The following is a 15,750-nucleotide window of genomic DNA, read 5'->3' on the forward strand; positions in this document are numbered from 1 at the left end:
TTGAGAGCGGATTACGGGCCGGCGGCCCGGCACGTCACGCCAGAAACCGAAGCTGAGGTATAAGGCGGAAGGCCGAGGGCGGCCGAGACCGAGACCGTACGTTCCGTGGTGCGTCAGGAGCCCGTTTGAGAGCGTGGTCCATGGGGTATCGCGACAGCATCATTGGTGACACGCCAGCAGCGTGATCCCGTCTAGGAGAATGTCCAATAGCTATTACACCCCTGTCTGCGGCGCCCTCCGCCAACTCCACTATGGAAGAGGCGGCGATGAAGCACAACTCCAAGCGTGCGCGTAAAGAGAGCACAGCGCGGGCCTCGGTCTCGCTGCTCGAACGCATCCAACCGGATGCGGCCGGCATCGACTGCGGACAGAATAGCCACTTCGTAGCGGTTCCGCCGGACCGGGACCCCCAGCCGGTGCGGAAGTTCCGCACCTTCACCGCTGACCTGCACCGCCTGGCGGACTGGCTGGTGCAGTGCGGGGTAAAGACGGTGGCGATGGAATCGACCGGGGTGTACTGGATCCCGCTCTACGAGATCCTCGAGCAGCGTGGCTTGGAAGTGCTGCTGGTCAACGCGCGCGACGTGCACAACGTGCGCGGTCGCAAGAGCGACGTCACCGACTGCGAGTGGCTACGCGAGCTTCACAGCGTGGGGCTGTTGCGCGCCAGCTTCCGTCCCGCCGCCACCATCGTGCCGCTGCGCTCGTTCATGCGCCAGCGCGAAACGTTGGTCGCGGAGGTGGCGACCCGCATTCACCGCATGCAGAAGGCGTTGAGCGAGATGAACCTGATGCTCCACACCGTGCTCACCGATGTCACGGGGCAAACCGGACTTAGGATCGTGCGCAGCATCCTGAACGGGGAGCGCGACCCCGAGCGCCTGGCCGCCTTTCGGGACTCTCACTGCCATGCCTCGCACGCGGAAATCGTGGCGGCGCTGACCGGTAACTATCGCGCCGAGCACCTGTTCGCGCTCAGGCAGAACTTCGCCGCCTACGAGTTCCTGCTCAAGCAGATCGCCGAATGCGATGGCGAAATCGAAGCCCTGCTTACGACCCTGGCCGCGCAGCAAGCGCCACCTTCCGCACCATTGCCGGCGGCGCGCCGCAAGCGGGTTTCCAAGCATCAACCCCAATTCGATATCCGCGGCCCGCTGCATCGGCTCACCGGCGGCCTCGACCTAAGCCAAATCGACAGCATCGGCCCGCAGGCCGCGTTGCAAATCGTGGCTGAGATCGGGACCGATATGCGCTGCTGGAAGAGCGAAAAGCACTTTACCTCCTGGCTGGCACTGGCGCCCAACAACCGAGTCTCGGGTGGCCGCTTGCTCGGTTCCCGGACGCCACCCTCCGCCCATCGGGTTGCGGTCATCCTGCGCCGCTGCGCGATGAGTGTGGGTAAAACTTCGACTGCACTCGGTGCCTTTTACCGCCGCCTGGCGGTGCGCATCGGAAAGGCCAAAGCCATCACCGCCACCGCCCGTAAGCTCGCGGTAGTGATCTACCGCGTTCTCTCCGGCACCTTCCTCTACAACGATCCCGGCGCAACCGCTTACCACCAGCTTCATCGCGCGCGCGAACTTAAATCACTCCGCAAGCGCGCCACCCTTCTCGGCTTCGACCTACTCGACCGCGTTACCGGTGAAGTGCTCGTTAACCCGGTTTCCTAGGAGCGGGTTACGGGCCACTGGCGCGGCACGTCACATGAGAAACAGGGCTGGTGTATAAGCACGGATGGCGAAAGGCGACCGCAGGCCGAGACCGTCCGCACCTTGGTGCTATTGACAGAGCCCGTCTAGGAGCGTGGTCCATGGGGTGTGGCGATAACGACATTGGTGACCGACCAGCAGTAAACTGGCGGATCCCGTTTGAGAGATTGTCACTAGCTTTTCCACCCCTGTCTGCGGCGCCCTCCGCCAATCCAATTTCACTATGGAAGAGGCGGCGATGAAGCACAACTCCAGGCGCGAGCGCGCAGATAAAAGAAAGCGGGTCACACCCTCACTGCTCGAGCGCATCCAGCCGGATGCGGCCGGCATTGACTGCGGACAGAATAGTCATTTCGTGGCGGTCCCACCCGGCCACGACCCGCAGCCGGTGCGCGAGTTCCGCACCTTCACCGGCGAGCTGCAACGGCTCGCCGACTGGTTGGTAGAGTGCGGGGTGAAGACCGTGGCGATGGAGTCTACCGGCGTGTATTGGATCCCACTCTACGAGATTCTCGAGCAGCGCGGCCTGGAAGTACTGCTGGTTAACGCGCGCGACGTGCACAATGTACCCGGGCGCAAGAGCGACGTCCGAGACTGCGAGTGGCTGCGCGAACTGCACAGCGTGGGGCTGTTGCGGGCCAGTTTCCGTCCCGCCGCCGCGATCGTGCCGCTGCGCTCGTTCCTGCGCCAGCGTGAGACGTTGGTCGAGGAAGCCTCCACCCGCATCCAGCGCATGCAGAAGGCCCTGACCCAGATGAATGTCATGCTCCACGTGGTGGTGACCGACATCACCGGCCAGACCGGGCTTAGGATCGTGCGTAGCATACTGGCCGGAGAACGCGACCCGGAGCGGCTCGCCGCCCATCGCGACTATCGCTGCCACGCCTCGCACGCCGAGATCGTGGCCGCGTTGACCGGTAACTATCGCGCCGAGCACCTGTTCGCGCTCAGGCAGAACTTCGCCGCCTACGAGTTCCTGCTCAAGCAGATCGCCGAATGCGATGGCGAAATCGAGGCGCTGCTGACCACCCTGGCCGACCAGCAGCCTCCACCTTCGGCCGGCTTGCCTGATGCGCGCGGCACGCGGGTTTCCAAAAACACGCCCGGCTTCGATATCCGCGGCCCGCTGCATCGGTTAACCGGCGGCATCGACCTGAGCCAAATCGACTCCATTGGTCCGCACGCGGCATTGCAACTGGTCGCCGAAATCGGCACCGATATGCGCCGCTGGCCAACCGAAAAGCACTTTACCTCGTGGCTGGCGCTCGCACCCAACAACAAGGTCTCCGGCGGACGCCTGCTCGGCTCCCGGACCCCACCTTCCGCCAATCGCGCCGCGGTCATGCTACGGCGCTGTGCGATGAGTCTGGGCAGAACTTCCACCGCGCTCGGCGCCTTCTACCGCCGTCTTGCACTGCGGGTCGGCAAGGCCAAAGCGATTACCGCCACTGCACGCAAACTCGCTGTACTGGTCTACCGGGTACTCGCCGGCCAACTTCTTTACCACGACTCCGGCGCCGTGGCTTATCATCAGCTCAATCGCGCCCGCGAACTCAAGTCGCTCCGCAAGCGTGCCAAGCTGCTCGGCGTCGACCTGCTTGATCGTTCTACTGGTGAACTACTCGTGAATCCTGTTTTTTGAGAGCAGCTGGTTACCGAGAGTTGATGGTTCGATTGCGGCCATAACGCAAACTTGCGCGGGGCGCAATCTTTCAATTTATCAGGCGGGGCGTCCAGGAACGATCGGTTGGAGGGGCCGGATTATTTCCGGGCCCCTCTCATGTAACCGTAGGTCGCCTGAGGTCGCGACGGACTACTGGTTTGGATGGTTATGCTGCCAGTGGTTTTCCTTCTTCATGTATTGATAGGGATGAGACTTCCATTCTTGACGCGCGACCGGGTGGTTCTGCATGTAGTCCTGCAACCCGGGATGATTCTTTAGGTAGGTCGGATTGTCGACTAGCGCCGGGTTCTTTTCCAGCTGCTGAGCAACTTCGGGATGGTGGTCCATGTAGTTGTCGGTACTGCTCAGCGGATGCGGTTGGCCCTCGTATCGCTCGTAACCGGCCTCGCGGTTCATGAAGCGCTCGGGATGCTGCTGAAGGTCGGTGCGTACCTGAGGATGAGCGGCGAGGTAGCTATCCAGCCCCGGATGGGTCGCAAGAAACTGCGGATTGTCCGCCAGATGGGGGTTATTGGCGAGCTGCTGGGCAACCTCTGGATGCTCATCGAGATAACCGCGGTCAAAGCGACCGGCTGCACCAGAGGCACCCGTCCGGCGCCCATACAGATGGTCCCGCCACTCGCTGCTCATGAAACGCTCTGGGTGAGCCTGTAGCTCCTGACGCACCTCAGGATGACCCGCCAGGTAGCTGTCGAGCCCGGGGTGGGTCGCAAGGAACTGCGGATTGTCGGCGAGCCTCGGGTTGCTGGCCAACTGGTGAGCTACTTCGGGATGCTGGTCGAGATAACCGTTGTCGAACCGTGCGACCGGCCCAGAGGCGGTGCCGGGCGCTGCTGCGACCGGACCCCCACCCTGCGCCCATTCATAGTGTCCTTCACGATACATGAATTGGCCCGGAGCGGTTCGCAGTGAGCTGCTTACCCCGGGATGGCTGTTGAGAAAATTCTGCAGCCCCGGATGATTCCCCAGGAATTGCGGATTGTTCGCCAGCGAAGGATTGGCAGCTAGCTGTTGGGCGACCGCAGGATGGTTATCAAGGTACCTATTGAAGTTCGTCATCTCGGTCGGCGTCTGAGCCATCGCCGTCGAAGCGAGAGCGCCGCCTAGCAAAATACCCGCCATCGCGCTCAGGAATCGTTTCATCGCGTTTCTCCTCCATTGGTTAATATCAAGATGCGAAACCGTGTGCATTTTCTTTTGAACTAGTGGCGCGCCGCGAACAGGAGGATGCCGGTCCCCTGGGCAAGGTGGCCTACCGCTGACCCGACCAGCGCTGTGGTGCGCCAAGCCTGATTGCTCTGGTTGGCTAAATGATCTTCGAGTTGCATTTTCTGTTCTGGGCTGAGTGAGCTGTAAGGCGCGTTGTAATAGCTGGGGGCATATGCCTGGGCGGTCCATTGCGGATCGTATGCCGCGCATCCGGCGAACATTGCGGTCGTCGCGACGAGTAAAGAAATGACTCCGCATCGGACCTTGAACGGCTTCTTTTCCCAGTGCATCGGCAGCCTCCGTTTCAGCCCTTTCGACGTGCCCGGCCGGCTTAGCGTTTACAACAGGCGTGGTGGCGAAATCAGTAAACGATTGAGGACGTGGTTTCGTCTAAGGCCAGGATAAGGCTAGCATCGCGGCGCGCGGCCGATTCCGATGTTTCGCCCTCGTTTCGATGCGCGGACCGGCCCAATCGCTCATAGGAATGACCGGTCTTGGCCGAGTTGCCAGATGAGGAGCTTTGCTCAAGAGTCGCCGCGCGCGACGACCGTGCCTTCGAGGCGTTGGTGGAACGATACCAGGCTCGCGCCTACCGGCTCGCCTACTCCGTGCTCGGAAGTGAGGCCGATGCACGCGATGTGTCCCAGGACGCGTTTATCAAGCTTTTCGAATCCGCCGGGAAATTTAGTGGCCGGTCGCAATTCTCGACGTGGTTCTATCGAATCGTGGTCAATTTATGTATCGACCACAAGCGACACTACAGATGGTGGAGCAAGATCGTCCCCCTGCGGAGTTCGCTACCCGAGGGGGATGAAACTGGCGTGGAGCCCGTCTCCTCTGAGCCTGGACCAGAGGCGGAGGCAATGGGCCACGAGACTTCAACCGAGTTGGCCGCGGCGTTCGTTCACCTCTCACCCAATCAACGCGTCGCGGTACTGCTGCAAGTCCAGGACGGGCTCTCCAGCCGCGAGATTGCAGAAGTTCTCAGCTGCTCCGAGAGCACCGCTCGGGTGCACATTCACCGCGGGCTCGCCGCACTTAAGAAGCTGTTGAAGAAGGACGAATGAAGATGGACGTCCATCCCCAGCCGGCGCTCGTTCCCTATGTCCGCGGGCAACTTGGCCCGAACGAGTCGGAGGAGATGCGCCTCCATCTCGAGGGATGCGCAGCGTGCCGCGCGGAGGCGACTTCGCTTCTGGCGACTTGGGAGGAAGTGTCGGAACGCATCGAGGAGCTGCCGCAGCCGGAATGGATCGCCTATCGCAGCGAGTTGCGGCGCAAGCTGGACGCGCGTCACGTCAGCCGCCGCCGGCGCTGGATGTTCGGGCTCGCGTCGCTCACCGCGGCCGGTGCCGCCGCCGCGGCTACGCTACTGCTAGTAGTGCGGTCTCCGACGCACGCGGTTCCACCCGTAGAAGAACTCGCGCTGGAGCAGCAGTTGGGTTCGAACGATCTGGGCTTGTTGCGTAACTACCCGGTGGTTGAACAGCTCGACCTGCTAGAGAATTACGACGTCATCGAGCACCTCAACGAACTTTCGCCAGCGCCAAGAGAGCAACATGATTCGCGGTCGTAAACTCACGACCATCGCACTTGCTGTCTCCATCGTTTCTCTGGCCGCGAAAAGCGTGCCTGCGCAGCCCGGCAGCCAGCCCCAAGTCCGAATGCTGCTCAACCTCGACCTGTTCACCACGCAAACCAATGCGCCGGGCAACGGCGATGACGACTCGACGTTGCACGAGATTCAGGCACTCCGCGCGATGGGTTATCTGAGCGGTGCGGGCAAGGGCTCTTCGAACGCGTCCGTGTCCACCACGAATTCCGGTCCTTCCGAGGTTCAGCCGACGGCCGGAGGCAAGGGAGGCGAAGTAGAATGACCACGCGCAGCGCGATTGCCGTAGTCATGATTGTCGCGGCGCTGATCTCCCCCTGTGCTTTCGCGCAAAATGGTCCGTTCGGCGAGCCGGCGAACGACGCCGAGCGAGCTTTGATCGGAGCGCAGCCGAACGCGTGGGCGCAGCTCAATCCCCAACAACGGCAGCGGGTGTTGGAGAACTTCCGCCAGTGGCAGCGGATGACCCCCGAGCAGCGCGAGCGCGCACAACGCAACTTTCAGGAATTTCGCAAGCTTCCTCCAGAAGAACGGCAACAGGTGCTACACACGCTGCATCAGTGGCGCCAGCTGCCGCCCGAGCGTCGCGAGGAAATGCGAGCGGCATACTCACGCTTCAAGAACATGCCGCCGGCGCAGCGGCAACAGATCATGCAGCGTTATCAGCATTTCATGCAGCTACCACCGGAGCAGCGGCAGAAGGTCCTGAACAACTACCAACGCTGGAAGCAGATGAACCCGGAGCAGCGCCAGGAGTTTAGTCGACAATGGCGTCGCACTCAGAGTCCGCACCCCAGAATTGAACCCAAAGCGCAAAAACTCCTGCGTTGATGGCGGCGCAAGAGTTTTCTTCGAACGCTGCTGGCCGCATTCTTTTTTAACTCCATCGATGAGCGTGGTGCCCGGCGGGCACAACGCTGACGGCTCGACCAGAGAAGACCGCAGCGCGCGGATTTTCAAGGCTGAAACAACTAATGGCGTCAGCGGTGGAACTACTAGCGCGTCGCACAACATCTCTAGTTGTTGTGGGCTAGGGCTGGAGCAAATTACGTCGCCATTCGCGACCGCGCCTACGGTATATCTCCCGGTCATGTAGGCGGTGCTCGCGATGGATCCAGAGTTCGATAACGTCAGGACGCACGCGAAACCCAGTCCACCATGACGGGCGCGGGACTTCCTGGCCTCTGAGTTTGCGGGCGAGCCGAGAGTACCGTCCGAGAAGTTCTGCGCGGGAGTGAAGTTGTGCACTCTGGTACGACGCGCTCGCTGCAAGCTGGCTCTGCCGTGGCCTGGTCGCCCAGTAAGCGTCGGCCTCCTCGGGGCTCACTTCCTGCACACCGCCCTCGACGCGGACCTGCCGGCCTTTGGGTTGCCAGTACAGTGCTAGTGACGCGCGCGGATTGCCGCGTAGCTCGTGGCCCTTGCGGCTTCGCGCGTCAGTGAAGAAGACGAATCCTCGCTCGTCAATTCCCTTCAGCAGGACGAATCGCACAGAGGTCTTGCCACCGTGCACCGCCGTTGCAAGTGCCATCGCCTCGTAGTTCGGAATTCTGAACCGCCGAGCCTCATCGAGCCAGCGAATAAATTTTGCAATCGGATCGTGGCTGCGCTGCGCCATTCACGGGTGATGATGCCACAGCGGCGGGTCCTAACACGACACTGGCAAGCCAAAATTTGGCAGAAGATTCGAACCTCAGATCCGAGGACCGAGGACCCGAGATTCGCAATCCTACCGAACCGTTTCGCGAGGGGAGACTGCCGAACTCTGGAAGCGAAACGTCCCTCTCTCCCAAGGGTTCCGTGCACACGCATATCTCTTTTAAGTCGCTTCGAGTCGTCCCGCAGGAGCTCCCTGCGGAAAGTCTTCTCTACTATGGGAACCGATGCGGTACTGGCCTGCTAGAGGCTCTTGCCGTCGAACGTGTTAACCTTGAATCTCGAGGGGTCGATCCCTTCGAGACACCGCACGTTGACGGCAATGCCCTCGTCGCCGATTACAAACGGGCCGACACCACAGTTGGGGCAGAATTGATGTTTGTACTTGCCGGTTTTGAAAGTGTAAGTGGCGAGATTCGATACGGGTGTCTCGAACCGCACCTTGTCGTGAGGCAAGAACCAGTGTAGATAGCCGCGCTTGCTACAGATCGAACAGTTGCAATCCAAAACCTCCTTTATCTCGCCGTCCGCTTCGAAAGCGATCTTTCCGCAATGACACGAGCCTTTGTAAGTCATTATCCTGCTCCGTGAGATTGGATTCTCAGATCATCGTCGGGGATCTCCCCTCGCGCAAGTGCGTTGCGCTAATTGCGCGGGTTTCACGTATCGCGTTTTCGGGATGCGTTAAAGTTTACCGCCGGCTGAACAGTAAGCGCAGATCTGCCATAACGTCCTCGACGCACACAGCGGCTGGCCGTTCGATTGTGCATCTGTCGGGAATGTTGAATCTCATGGGGATCTTTTAGTAGTGCCTCGATGTGAGATAGAGAGGGAGTCTAGAAACCATCGTGAACATCGGAATGACAGCGATTGGGATCGGAAAGGCAGCGCGGTCCAACACTATTCGGGCGGTGGTGGAGAATGCGGAAAGGCTCGGCTTCGCGAGGCTATGGGCACCCGAGCACGTTGTGCTGTTTGACACTCAGGGGTCGAGGTATCCCTACAGCGGTGATGGCAAGTTCATGGCCCGCAGCAACATCGATCTTCTCGACCCCTTCATCGGTTTGACCTACGCCGCCGCATTCAGCCGACGAATTAGACTCGCTACGGGAATTTGCCTGGTCGCGGAGCACAATCCGCTCGGGTTAGCTAAGGTGATCGCCAGTCTCGACAGTCTCAGCTCGGGACGCCTCGCGCTCGGAGTCGGCATCGGGTGGTCGTCGGAAGAATTTGCCGCACTCGGAATTCCTTTCGAACGGCGGGCTCAGCGCACCTGCGAATATATCGAGGTGATGCGCAAGCTCTGGGGCGAGGAGAAAACGAGTTTCAGCGGCGAGTTCGTTCGCTTCGACGGCGTCCGCAGTTTCCCTAAGCCTTCGCAGGGGACGAAAGTACCGATAATTTTCGGAGGCGAAAGCATGCCGGCACTGCGCCGGGTGGCACGTTTAGGCGATGGATGGTTCGGGGTCAAATTAAATCCGGATCAAGCTGCCGCAAAGATCGCGACGTTACGCAAGTTGATGAGCGAGGCCGGCCGCGACATGTCGGAACTCGAAATCATCATCTCCCCGTATGAAAACGAAGTGACTGCGGACGATCTACGTGCCTATCACGAGATTGGGGTCCACGAATTCGTGCCCTTTGTGCGCTTGCCCGGTGACGATCGAAAGATTCCTGAGGCGCTCGAGCACATTGCGCGCCAATTCGTGGAACCCGCAGCGAAGCTCCAATAGAAAGGAGGCCGAGACGCTAAACTTGCTCGCGACGCGCCGTGGAGAGTGCCGCGGCCGATCTTGCCGGGCTTCGCTCCGCGGGACTTGCGGCTTGGTCTTCACCGCGCCGCTCACCCGGGTGCATCTCTAATCATCGACGAGCAGGCCCGCGTCGATGAGGTTAGCCCGATCGGTCGCGCGAGGTTTGAATCTGGTCGCGAGCCGCTTGTCTGGATAAACGAATCGGTAACAGCGTTGCGGACGGCAGCACTGTCAAAGCAAGCACAACAGAGGAGTTAGCGATGCCTAGACCAAGAAACACGGATGGCGGCGAGCTGGTCGCGCGTACCTTGCAACAATTCGGGGTCGAAGTCGCGTTCGGATTGCATGGAGGGCATCTCGATTCCCTGTTGGTCGGACTTCACCGCAACCACATTCGCCTCATCGACACCCGACACGAAGCAGTTGCGGTCAACGCGGCGGACGGATATGCGCGCGCTACCGGGCGGCTTGGGGTTGCGTTCGCGACGGCGGCCTCGGGCTACTCAAACGCAATCGCGGGCCTGGCGACGGCGTATGCGGACCGCAGCCCGCTCCTTCTGCTGACCAGTTCGCCTCCGCTGCGCGACGCCGAACAGAACGCCCTGCAGGGTTCGATCGACCAAATCGCGATGGCAAACCCGCTGACTAAGTGGGCCCATCGTGTAACCGTGGTCGAGGAAATTCCGAGTCTGGTGTCATTTGCGATTCGAAAGGCGCGGGCCGGCGCGCCTGGTCCGGTGGTGCTCGATTTTCCCATAGACGTGCTCTTCGGTCCCGCTGATGAGCAGCGGATCGACTATGGGGGCGGCTCCCGAATGCCAGCTCCCCCTTCGCCATCACCCGCCGCCGTGCAGGAAGTGCTCGGATTGCTTCGAAACGCGGAGCGGCCGGTGATCATTGCTGGAGGTGGCGTCCGTGGCAGGGCCGCGTCGGAACTGCTGGTCGCTTTCGCGGAGCGAAGTGGGATACCGGTCTTTAATCAACAGACCAGCTTCGGCGCCATGCCTGCCGACCATCCGCTGAATGGCTTCGCCGCTGGCAATCTTGCGGTTCTACAGATGGTCCACGGGAAAGGGCCGGATGTCGTCCTGTTGCTGGGCGCGCGACGCGGAATGTTTTTGGGAGGTCGAAGCGGGGCGATCGTACCGCCAGCAGCCAAGGTTGTGCAGGTAGATGTTGATGCCTCAGAGATCGGACGCTTCCGGCCGTTCGACATCGGGATCACGGCGGATTCGGCCGAGACGCTGCGAGCGTTCTTGGAGACTGATACGGAGCGCTGGCCGGAACGCAGCGCATGGGCCAACGCCGCAGTGATGATCCATCGGCGCGAGCGGTCTTTCGCGAACGAGCCCACAGTGGTCAACGGCAGGCTCCATCCATTTCACGCCGTTCGCGAGGCGCTTCGAGCGCTGGAACCGGGTGCTACGCTCATCGTCGACGGCGGCGAGATGGGCTCGTGGGTCGGCGAGTCTGTACATGAGGCGAGGCCGAAACGAATCATCGGCCACGGCGGTTACTTGGGCTTTCTCGGTATCGGCTTTGGAATCGCGATTGGGGCCCAAGTGGCGGACCCCGGGAGCCGGGTGATTCTGCTGATGGGTGACGGCGCATTCGGCTTGCATCTCCAAGAGCTCGAAACGATGGCACGCCACAGACTGCCGATCGTGACGGTTGTTGTGAACAACGCCTGCTGGGGCATGTCGATTCATGGTCAGGAAGCGGTGTACGGAAACGAAGCGGGTATCGTCAGCAGGCTCGCGGACAGCGACTATGATATGGCAGCACGCGGCCTCGGTGCGGCAGGCGAGCGCGTGTCACGAATTGAGGATGTCGGTCCCGCAATTCGGCGAGCGCTCGCCTCGGGCATGGCCACCTGCATCAATCTTACCGTGTCCGGTGAGGTAACTCATCCGATCACACCCACCATGGTCGGCTATACGGATGATCCGAACACGATCGTAATCCCGTATTATGACAACGTGCCGCGAAGATGACTGTCCAGCTGCCGCCAGGGAAATGTGGGGCTGAATCACGATTGCTGCCGCCTCTCCGGGCGAACCTCCCGAAGGTACACGCGGAGTACCATGAGCCCGGCGCCGGGCGGTCCCACTACCTAGCACCGCCGCGGCGCGTATACCTGTGGTCTAAGGCCGCTTGGAGCTGTCGTCGGTTCCTTCTGGAGGTCTCCCAGCGCGAGTCTAGGGGCTGTAGCACCCGCAGCATGCAGAGATCGCGAAACTCGGCCAGTGCGGACTTATCGAAGCTTCCGACTGGGTCAACCATCACCTTGCTACGCGTTCTTCGACCAGGTCACTCAACGTCTTTGAAGACGGCAAAGCTGGTCGGCTGTTCCGCCATCACCGGGAAGTGGAAGTCGCACGCAGGGCATGGTTCGTGGAGTACCTTCTGCGCCTGCTTCAAATTGAACGGCTTGTCCTGGCCCTTCCCACAGCACGGACAGATGCGCAGCAGGCGGGTGCTAGCCAGTTCGAAGTTCGTGATGATGTCTTCCATGATCGCACCCGATCTTGCAGCCCACTCCTTGGCATTTTTGTGGTAGATGTTCATGTGCCAGTCAGTCAGCGCTTCCTTGCTCGCCCAGAAACTAACTTCGTTGTACCAGGTGGGATCGTCCGGGTGGACCCACCAAGTCAGGTGCATGAAACCCGGGAGCGTTTTTAAATGATTGCGGACGTCGCTGAAAACGGTTTTGAACTTCTCGTAACCATCGGTGCTCGAAAAACGGACCATCTGCATACTCAGGTATATCGCCATAGTCTGCTCCTGCGGTTGGGCTTGATTACGGAAAAGCGGCAAATTCTGAGCCAAGGGTAAATGCAATCTCAGCAAAAGATGCCGCGCTTCGAAGTGTCGCGTAAGGCATCAGCAGCCCGATTATTAGGCATAGTCTTGGTACCCAACCGGCTTTTTACGCGGCGCTGACCCAACGATTCCGGGCTACGTTTTCCTCCAAAAGAGGGACATTTTACTTCGACGAATACTGGCTCAGGCATATATCAGATGAGTTGTGGGTCGAGGCTGGTCCGGTCGCAGTAGAACGTGCTGGCGCTTAATCTTGCGAGCTACGGGTGGCCGCAAAGGTTCCGCTCGGTGATAGTGTGTGGCGCCAGAAAGTCGCGGCGGTCGGCCGGTGACTTTCAACGGACCGACGATCCAGAGTAGATCAGTGCTTTGGCGGTCGGACCTCGACAGCAGACCCCCCGCCGGATCGCTTTTTTTCGGTGGTGGCAAAGCCCTCCCAGACAGTTTGCGTTGGGCGGTTTTATACTGTTTCTTTACGCAGCTGGGAGCCAAAGATCGGTAGGGATTCGCAACAGTCCAATTGACTGGGTAAGACAATGGCGAAAGCACTAATCAAACGGGCCAAGACGTCATCCGCGAGCAATAGCACCAACGATCCGTCGGAGAGCTTGCAGACATTCGATCTTCTTCAGCTGCAGCAGTATACGCAGGAAAAGTCCTATTCACTTATGGCCAGCAAAGATTTCCACCTCTTCTTTGTAGGCCGCGACGACGTTCACGATATCCTCAAGTACGTATTGTCGCGAGTGAGAGTATCGCTCTACCTCAACATGTTCGGTTATGACGACGCCGAACTCAATGACATCCTGATGGCGAAAGCGTTGGACCCGAGCGTCACTATGCTGATCACCCTGGACAAAAGCCAGGCGGGCGGAAAGCACGAAAAGGCGCTGCTCGACGCGGACCGAAAGCACGTGCTGGCAAAATTCAACACGTACTTTGCGATCGGTCAATCCTCCACCCACCAGATCAGCCATACCAAGGGTTTCGTCGCGGATAGCAAGGTGGGTGGAGAAGGATCGGTGAACTGGTCATCAGCGGGGGAAGGCACCTTCGTTGTCACGGGGCAGCCAGGCGGGCCCGGTTTCAAGGCGCAAAACAATACCCAGACGATCTTCACCGATCCGGACTCAGTCCATCGATTTCAGTCGGAACTTATCGCGGAGCATATGACCGCGGAGAGCCAACAGGAGCAGGTTACTCCCGACCCGAGGCGGCGCCAGATGAACCTGTCGATTGCGAAGTAATCGGCAAGGCTCGGGTTCTGGTCGCGAGCTAAATGTTTGCTTTCTCGAGACGCCGGAGGCCCTCCTTTCTAGATAACATGTGCGGTTGACAGATGCGGTCTGTCTATCGCCGCGATGGTCCGCTATGTGAGGTGCACCAGTTCCGCCAGCTTGCCACCTACAAGACCGACAGCAGCTTCGCTCCATTGGGCACACCCCAGCCACTCACGGCGTCGTATCCTTTTCCTGCCACGTACCCGACCTTCGGCGGATGCGACGCGTTTTGCCCGCGGGAAACATCCATGCAGCCGGATAGCCCCTTCGTCTGACCGCTGGACGCGGCCTGATACAAGAGCGGGGTGATAAACCGCTGCCGCTTGGCGGGGGGCCAAGCCGCGTTGAGACGTGCGATGAGCGACGCCCACAAGGGCGCCGAGGCGCTCGTTCCACCGTTCGGTGCGTCCTTGCCGAGAAAAACGAGATCGTAAAACGGCGGCCCAGCGAGAGCCGCTATGTCCGGCAAGACGCGCCCGTCGAAAAGCTCCCCGTTGAGGGATTTGACCTGAACGTTCTGCCACGCCGGTCGCGAAAATACCTCGCTCACGCCACCTCCGGTCGAGCCACCACCGTTACCAGTCCGGTGACCAGGGGCTTCCCACCAAGTGACCTCGCTGACATTCTGGCCGGCCTTGCTCAGCATGGTGCCGCCGACGCTAAGCACGAAGGGGCTGCTCGCCGGAAAGTCCACATGCATCTTACCGTCCGTCTCCTCATCTCCTGAACCATCGTCACCGGCCGAGACACACGTCGTGATGCCCAGCAGGGCCATGGCCTGTAGGCGATTGTTGATCGCTGCCAGCGCCGCGCCCGACCAGTCGGGAGCATCCTCAGCGAGACCCCAGCTGACCGACAGCGCGACCGGTCGGGCCACTTCCTCATCCATCACCTTGTTAAGGAGATCCACCCAACCCTTTTGATTGAATGGCGCGAAATAGACGAACACCTGCGAGGCAGGGCACAAGCCCGCCACGATCTGGATGTCCATCATGACCTCAGTCGATTCCTCGAGCACACTCTCCTGCTGCTGCTTTGGCATTCGCTCAATTTGTTGCAGTGTTGGCGGTTTATTCCCGACCTGAACGATCTTCACCTCGGGGACGGGCCGTCCCATCTTTTGACAAAAGCGGTTCAAATCGCCTTCCAAGTAGGTACCACCAAACTCGGCGATTCCGATTTGCTGACCGGCGGCCGTCCCGGGCGGAAAGCTATAGCGCTTTTCCAGGTCTGTACACGAAAGGGCGGTCAGACCCGCGTGCGCTTTCGCGTGATTCCTCCCCGCCCGGCGTCGGGCCACTCGCCTGTCATCCAAGCCGTGCACGCCCTTGAGTATCCCATCAAGCTGGGCAGGTATCTGCAGCGCCCCTTCACGGCCCCGGAAGTCGCCCTGCTCCGGATCTCGATAGATGCCCAGACTCGGCTTGAAGGCGCGCTCCATGTCAGCTGCCGAACCGGAGACTCGCATGCTGCGCGTCAAAAGTGAGGTCTCCTCTATCTTCAACCCATAGTTTTGCAGGACCTTTGCGATCCGGTTGGCGTCTCTCTTATCCGCGCCATATTTTGCTCCGAATTGTTCTCGTGTCATCGCCTTCTTCGGCAATGCGTCCGCGCCCGGCAGTTCGGGACCTCGAAGGTCCAGCGTAACCTCGATGTGCTCCGACGGATTGACGTCGCGCAATCTGATGGCGTTTCGCTTCGCCGGTCGCAAACTTCCGTGTAATACGATATGCCCGCTTGAGTTCATTTCATTCTCTCCTGGCCGTCTTGGCACGGCTCAACACAGTGCTGGAACTGTTATTTCAATGCCGTTCAAATCAGTTGTTTCCTGGCGAAGGAACGAAGGTGATTGTTCACTTGGGACATCACGCGCCATCCACCATGCAGCCGCCATCGGGACTGTATATGAAGCTGCTGTTTGGCCAGTAGTAGGTCGAGGAACCATTCCCGGAGACGGTAGAGGTTCCGCCATCCGGAGTGATCGTAGACGATCCTGCGAGTGAGGATTGCTGACAGGCGGTGA

General features: G+C 60.2%; 16 protein-coding genes. 9 read left to right on the forward strand and 7 right to left on the reverse strand.

Annotated elements, in window-relative coordinates; all coding sequences use genetic code 11:
• Nucleotides 1-266: 266 nt before the first annotated feature.
• A complete protein-coding gene (locus VGI36_19305) occupies nt 267-1,670 on the forward strand; it encodes an IS110 family transposase (protein ID HEY2487297.1) in 1,404 nt (467 codons plus the stop codon).
• Nucleotides 1,671-1,947: 277 nt separating this feature from the next.
• A complete protein-coding gene (locus VGI36_19310; GenBank protein ID HEY2487298.1) occupies nt 1,948-3,351 on the forward strand; it encodes an IS110 family transposase in 1,404 nt (467 codons plus the stop codon).
• A gap of 171 nt (nt 3,352-3,522) precedes the next feature.
• Here the strand turns inward: VGI36_19310 and VGI36_19315 are convergent, their stop codons facing one another.
• Both VGI36_19315 and VGI36_19320 read right to left on the reverse strand, forming a co-directional pair.
• Nucleotides 3,523-4,536, reverse strand: a complete 1,014-nt coding sequence (locus VGI36_19315; protein ID HEY2487299.1) for a hypothetical protein — start codon at nt 4,534-4,536, stop codon at nt 3,523-3,525.
• Nucleotides 4,537-4,595: 59 nt separating this feature from the next.
• Nucleotides 4,596-4,892, reverse strand: coding sequence for a hypothetical protein (locus VGI36_19320; protein HEY2487300.1), 297 nt, complete (start codon nt 4,890-4,892; stop codon nt 4,596-4,598).
• Nucleotides 4,893-5,096: 204 nt separating this feature from the next.
• Here VGI36_19320 and VGI36_19325 point away from each other — a divergent pair, with 204 nt between their 5' ends.
• The 4 genes from VGI36_19325 to VGI36_19340 are packed head-to-tail and all read left to right on the forward strand — an operon-like array spanning nt 5,097 to nt 7,045.
• On the forward strand, nt 5,097-5,669 hold the full coding sequence (locus tag VGI36_19325; protein ID HEY2487301.1) for an RNA polymerase sigma factor: 573 nt from the start codon (nt 5,097-5,099) through the stop codon (nt 5,667-5,669).
• Nucleotides 5,666-6,178, forward strand: coding sequence for a zf-HC2 domain-containing protein (locus VGI36_19330; protein ID HEY2487302.1), 513 nt, complete (start codon nt 5,666-5,668; stop codon nt 6,176-6,178). The genes VGI36_19325 and VGI36_19330 overlap by 4 nt, the downstream gene beginning before the upstream one ends.
• The gene (locus VGI36_19335) at nt 6,162-6,479 is read left to right on the forward strand and encodes a hypothetical protein (protein HEY2487303.1); all 318 of its coding nucleotides are present in this window, start codon (nt 6,162-6,164) and stop codon (nt 6,477-6,479) included. The genes VGI36_19330 and VGI36_19335 overlap by 17 nt, the downstream gene beginning before the upstream one ends.
• Nucleotides 6,476-7,045, forward strand: a complete 570-nt coding sequence (locus tag VGI36_19340; protein ID HEY2487304.1) for a DUF3106 domain-containing protein — start codon at nt 6,476-6,478, stop codon at nt 7,043-7,045. Before VGI36_19335 ends, VGI36_19340 begins: the two co-directional genes overlap by 4 nt.
• A 199-nt stretch (nt 7,046-7,244) precedes the next feature.
• On the opposite strand, the gene pdxH is transcribed toward VGI36_19340, so the two are convergent.
• Together pdxH and VGI36_19350 are read right to left on the reverse strand one after the other, a co-directional pair.
• Nucleotides 7,245-7,832: a pyridoxamine 5'-phosphate oxidase gene (gene pdxH / locus VGI36_19345; GenBank protein HEY2487305.1), complete on the reverse strand. Its 588-nt coding sequence runs from the start codon at nt 7,830-7,832 to the stop codon at nt 7,245-7,247.
• A gap of 281 nt (nt 7,833-8,113) precedes the next feature.
• Entirely contained in the window at nt 8,114-8,446 is a 333-nt protein-coding gene (locus tag VGI36_19350; protein ID HEY2487306.1) for a GFA family protein, read from the reverse strand.
• A 284-nt stretch (nt 8,447-8,730) separates the two neighbouring features.
• On the opposite strand from VGI36_19350, the gene VGI36_19355 reads away from it, so the two are divergent.
• Both VGI36_19355 and VGI36_19360 read left to right on the forward strand, forming a co-directional pair.
• Nucleotides 8,731-9,603, forward strand: a complete 873-nt coding sequence (locus tag VGI36_19355) for an LLM class F420-dependent oxidoreductase (protein HEY2487307.1) — start codon at nt 8,731-8,733, stop codon at nt 9,601-9,603.
• 281 nt (nt 9,604-9,884) lie between these two features.
• The gene (locus tag VGI36_19360) at nt 9,885-11,618 is read left to right on the forward strand and encodes a thiamine pyrophosphate-binding protein (protein HEY2487308.1); all 1,734 of its coding nucleotides are present in this window, start codon (nt 9,885-9,887) and stop codon (nt 11,616-11,618) included.
• A 316-nt stretch (nt 11,619-11,934) separates the two neighbouring features.
• On the opposite strand, the gene VGI36_19365 is transcribed toward VGI36_19360, so the two are convergent.
• Entirely contained in the window at nt 11,935-12,399 is a 465-nt protein-coding gene (locus VGI36_19365) for an antibiotic biosynthesis monooxygenase (protein HEY2487309.1), read from the reverse strand.
• A 584-nt stretch (nt 12,400-12,983) separates the two neighbouring features.
• Between VGI36_19365 and VGI36_19370 the strand changes: the two genes are divergently transcribed.
• Nucleotides 12,984-13,694, forward strand: a complete 711-nt coding sequence (locus tag VGI36_19370; GenBank protein HEY2487310.1) for a hypothetical protein — start codon at nt 12,984-12,986, stop codon at nt 13,692-13,694.
• 157 nt (nt 13,695-13,851) lie between these two features.
• Here VGI36_19370 and VGI36_19375 read toward each other — a convergent pair whose 3' ends face one another.
• On the reverse strand, nt 13,852-15,474 hold the full coding sequence (locus tag VGI36_19375; GenBank protein ID HEY2487311.1) for a S53 family peptidase: 1,623 nt from the start codon (nt 15,472-15,474) through the stop codon (nt 13,852-13,854).
• Nucleotides 15,475-15,539: 65 nt separating this feature from the next.
• On the reverse strand, nt 15,540-15,750 hold a 211-nt coding region (locus VGI36_19380), incomplete at its 5' end, for a hypothetical protein (protein ID HEY2487312.1).

It is taken from the genome of Candidatus Binataceae bacterium, assembly GCA_036495685.1.
GTDB lineage: Bacteria > Desulfobacterota > Binatia > Binatales > Binataceae > JAFAHS01.

Bases quoted from the DNA above. Each gene is read 5' to 3' on its own strand.
- VGI36_19305 (HEY2487297.1), top strand. From the start codon at position 267: ATGAAGCACAACTCCAAGCGTGCGCGTAAAGAGAGCACAGCGCGGGCC.
- VGI36_19310 (HEY2487298.1), top strand. From the start codon at position 1,948: ATGAAGCACAACTCCAGGCGCGAGCGCGCAGATAAAAGAAAGCGGGTC.
- VGI36_19315 (HEY2487299.1), bottom strand. From the start codon at position 4,536: ATGAAACGATTCCTGAGCGCGATGGCGGGTATTTTGCTAGGCGGCGCT.
- VGI36_19320 (HEY2487300.1), bottom strand. From the start codon at position 4,892: ATGCACTGGGAAAAGAAGCCGTTCAAGGTCCGATGCGGAGTCATTTCT.
- VGI36_19330 (HEY2487302.1), top strand. From the start codon at position 5,666: ATGAAGATGGACGTCCATCCCCAGCCGGCGCTCGTTCCCTATGTCCGC.
- VGI36_19335 (HEY2487303.1), top strand. From the start codon at position 6,162: ATGATTCGCGGTCGTAAACTCACGACCATCGCACTTGCTGTCTCCATC.
- VGI36_19340 (HEY2487304.1), top strand. From the start codon at position 6,476: ATGACCACGCGCAGCGCGATTGCCGTAGTCATGATTGTCGCGGCGCTG.
- pdxH (HEY2487305.1), bottom strand. From the start codon at position 7,832: ATGGCGCAGCGCAGCCACGATCCGATTGCAAAATTTATTCGCTGGCTC.
- VGI36_19350 (HEY2487306.1), bottom strand. From the start codon at position 8,446: ATGACTTACAAAGGCTCGTGTCATTGCGGAAAGATCGCTTTCGAAGCG.
- VGI36_19355 (HEY2487307.1), top strand. From the start codon at position 8,731: ATGACAGCGATTGGGATCGGAAAGGCAGCGCGGTCCAACACTATTCGG.
- VGI36_19360 (HEY2487308.1), top strand. From the start codon at position 9,885: ATGCCTAGACCAAGAAACACGGATGGCGGCGAGCTGGTCGCGCGTACC.
- VGI36_19365 (HEY2487309.1), bottom strand. From the start codon at position 12,399: ATGGCGATATACCTGAGTATGCAGATGGTCCGTTTTTCGAGCACCGAT.
- VGI36_19370 (HEY2487310.1), top strand. From the start codon at position 12,984: ATGGCGAAAGCACTAATCAAACGGGCCAAGACGTCATCCGCGAGCAAT.
- VGI36_19375 (HEY2487311.1), bottom strand. From the start codon at position 15,474: ATGAACTCAAGCGGGCATATCGTATTACACGGAAGTTTGCGACCGGCG.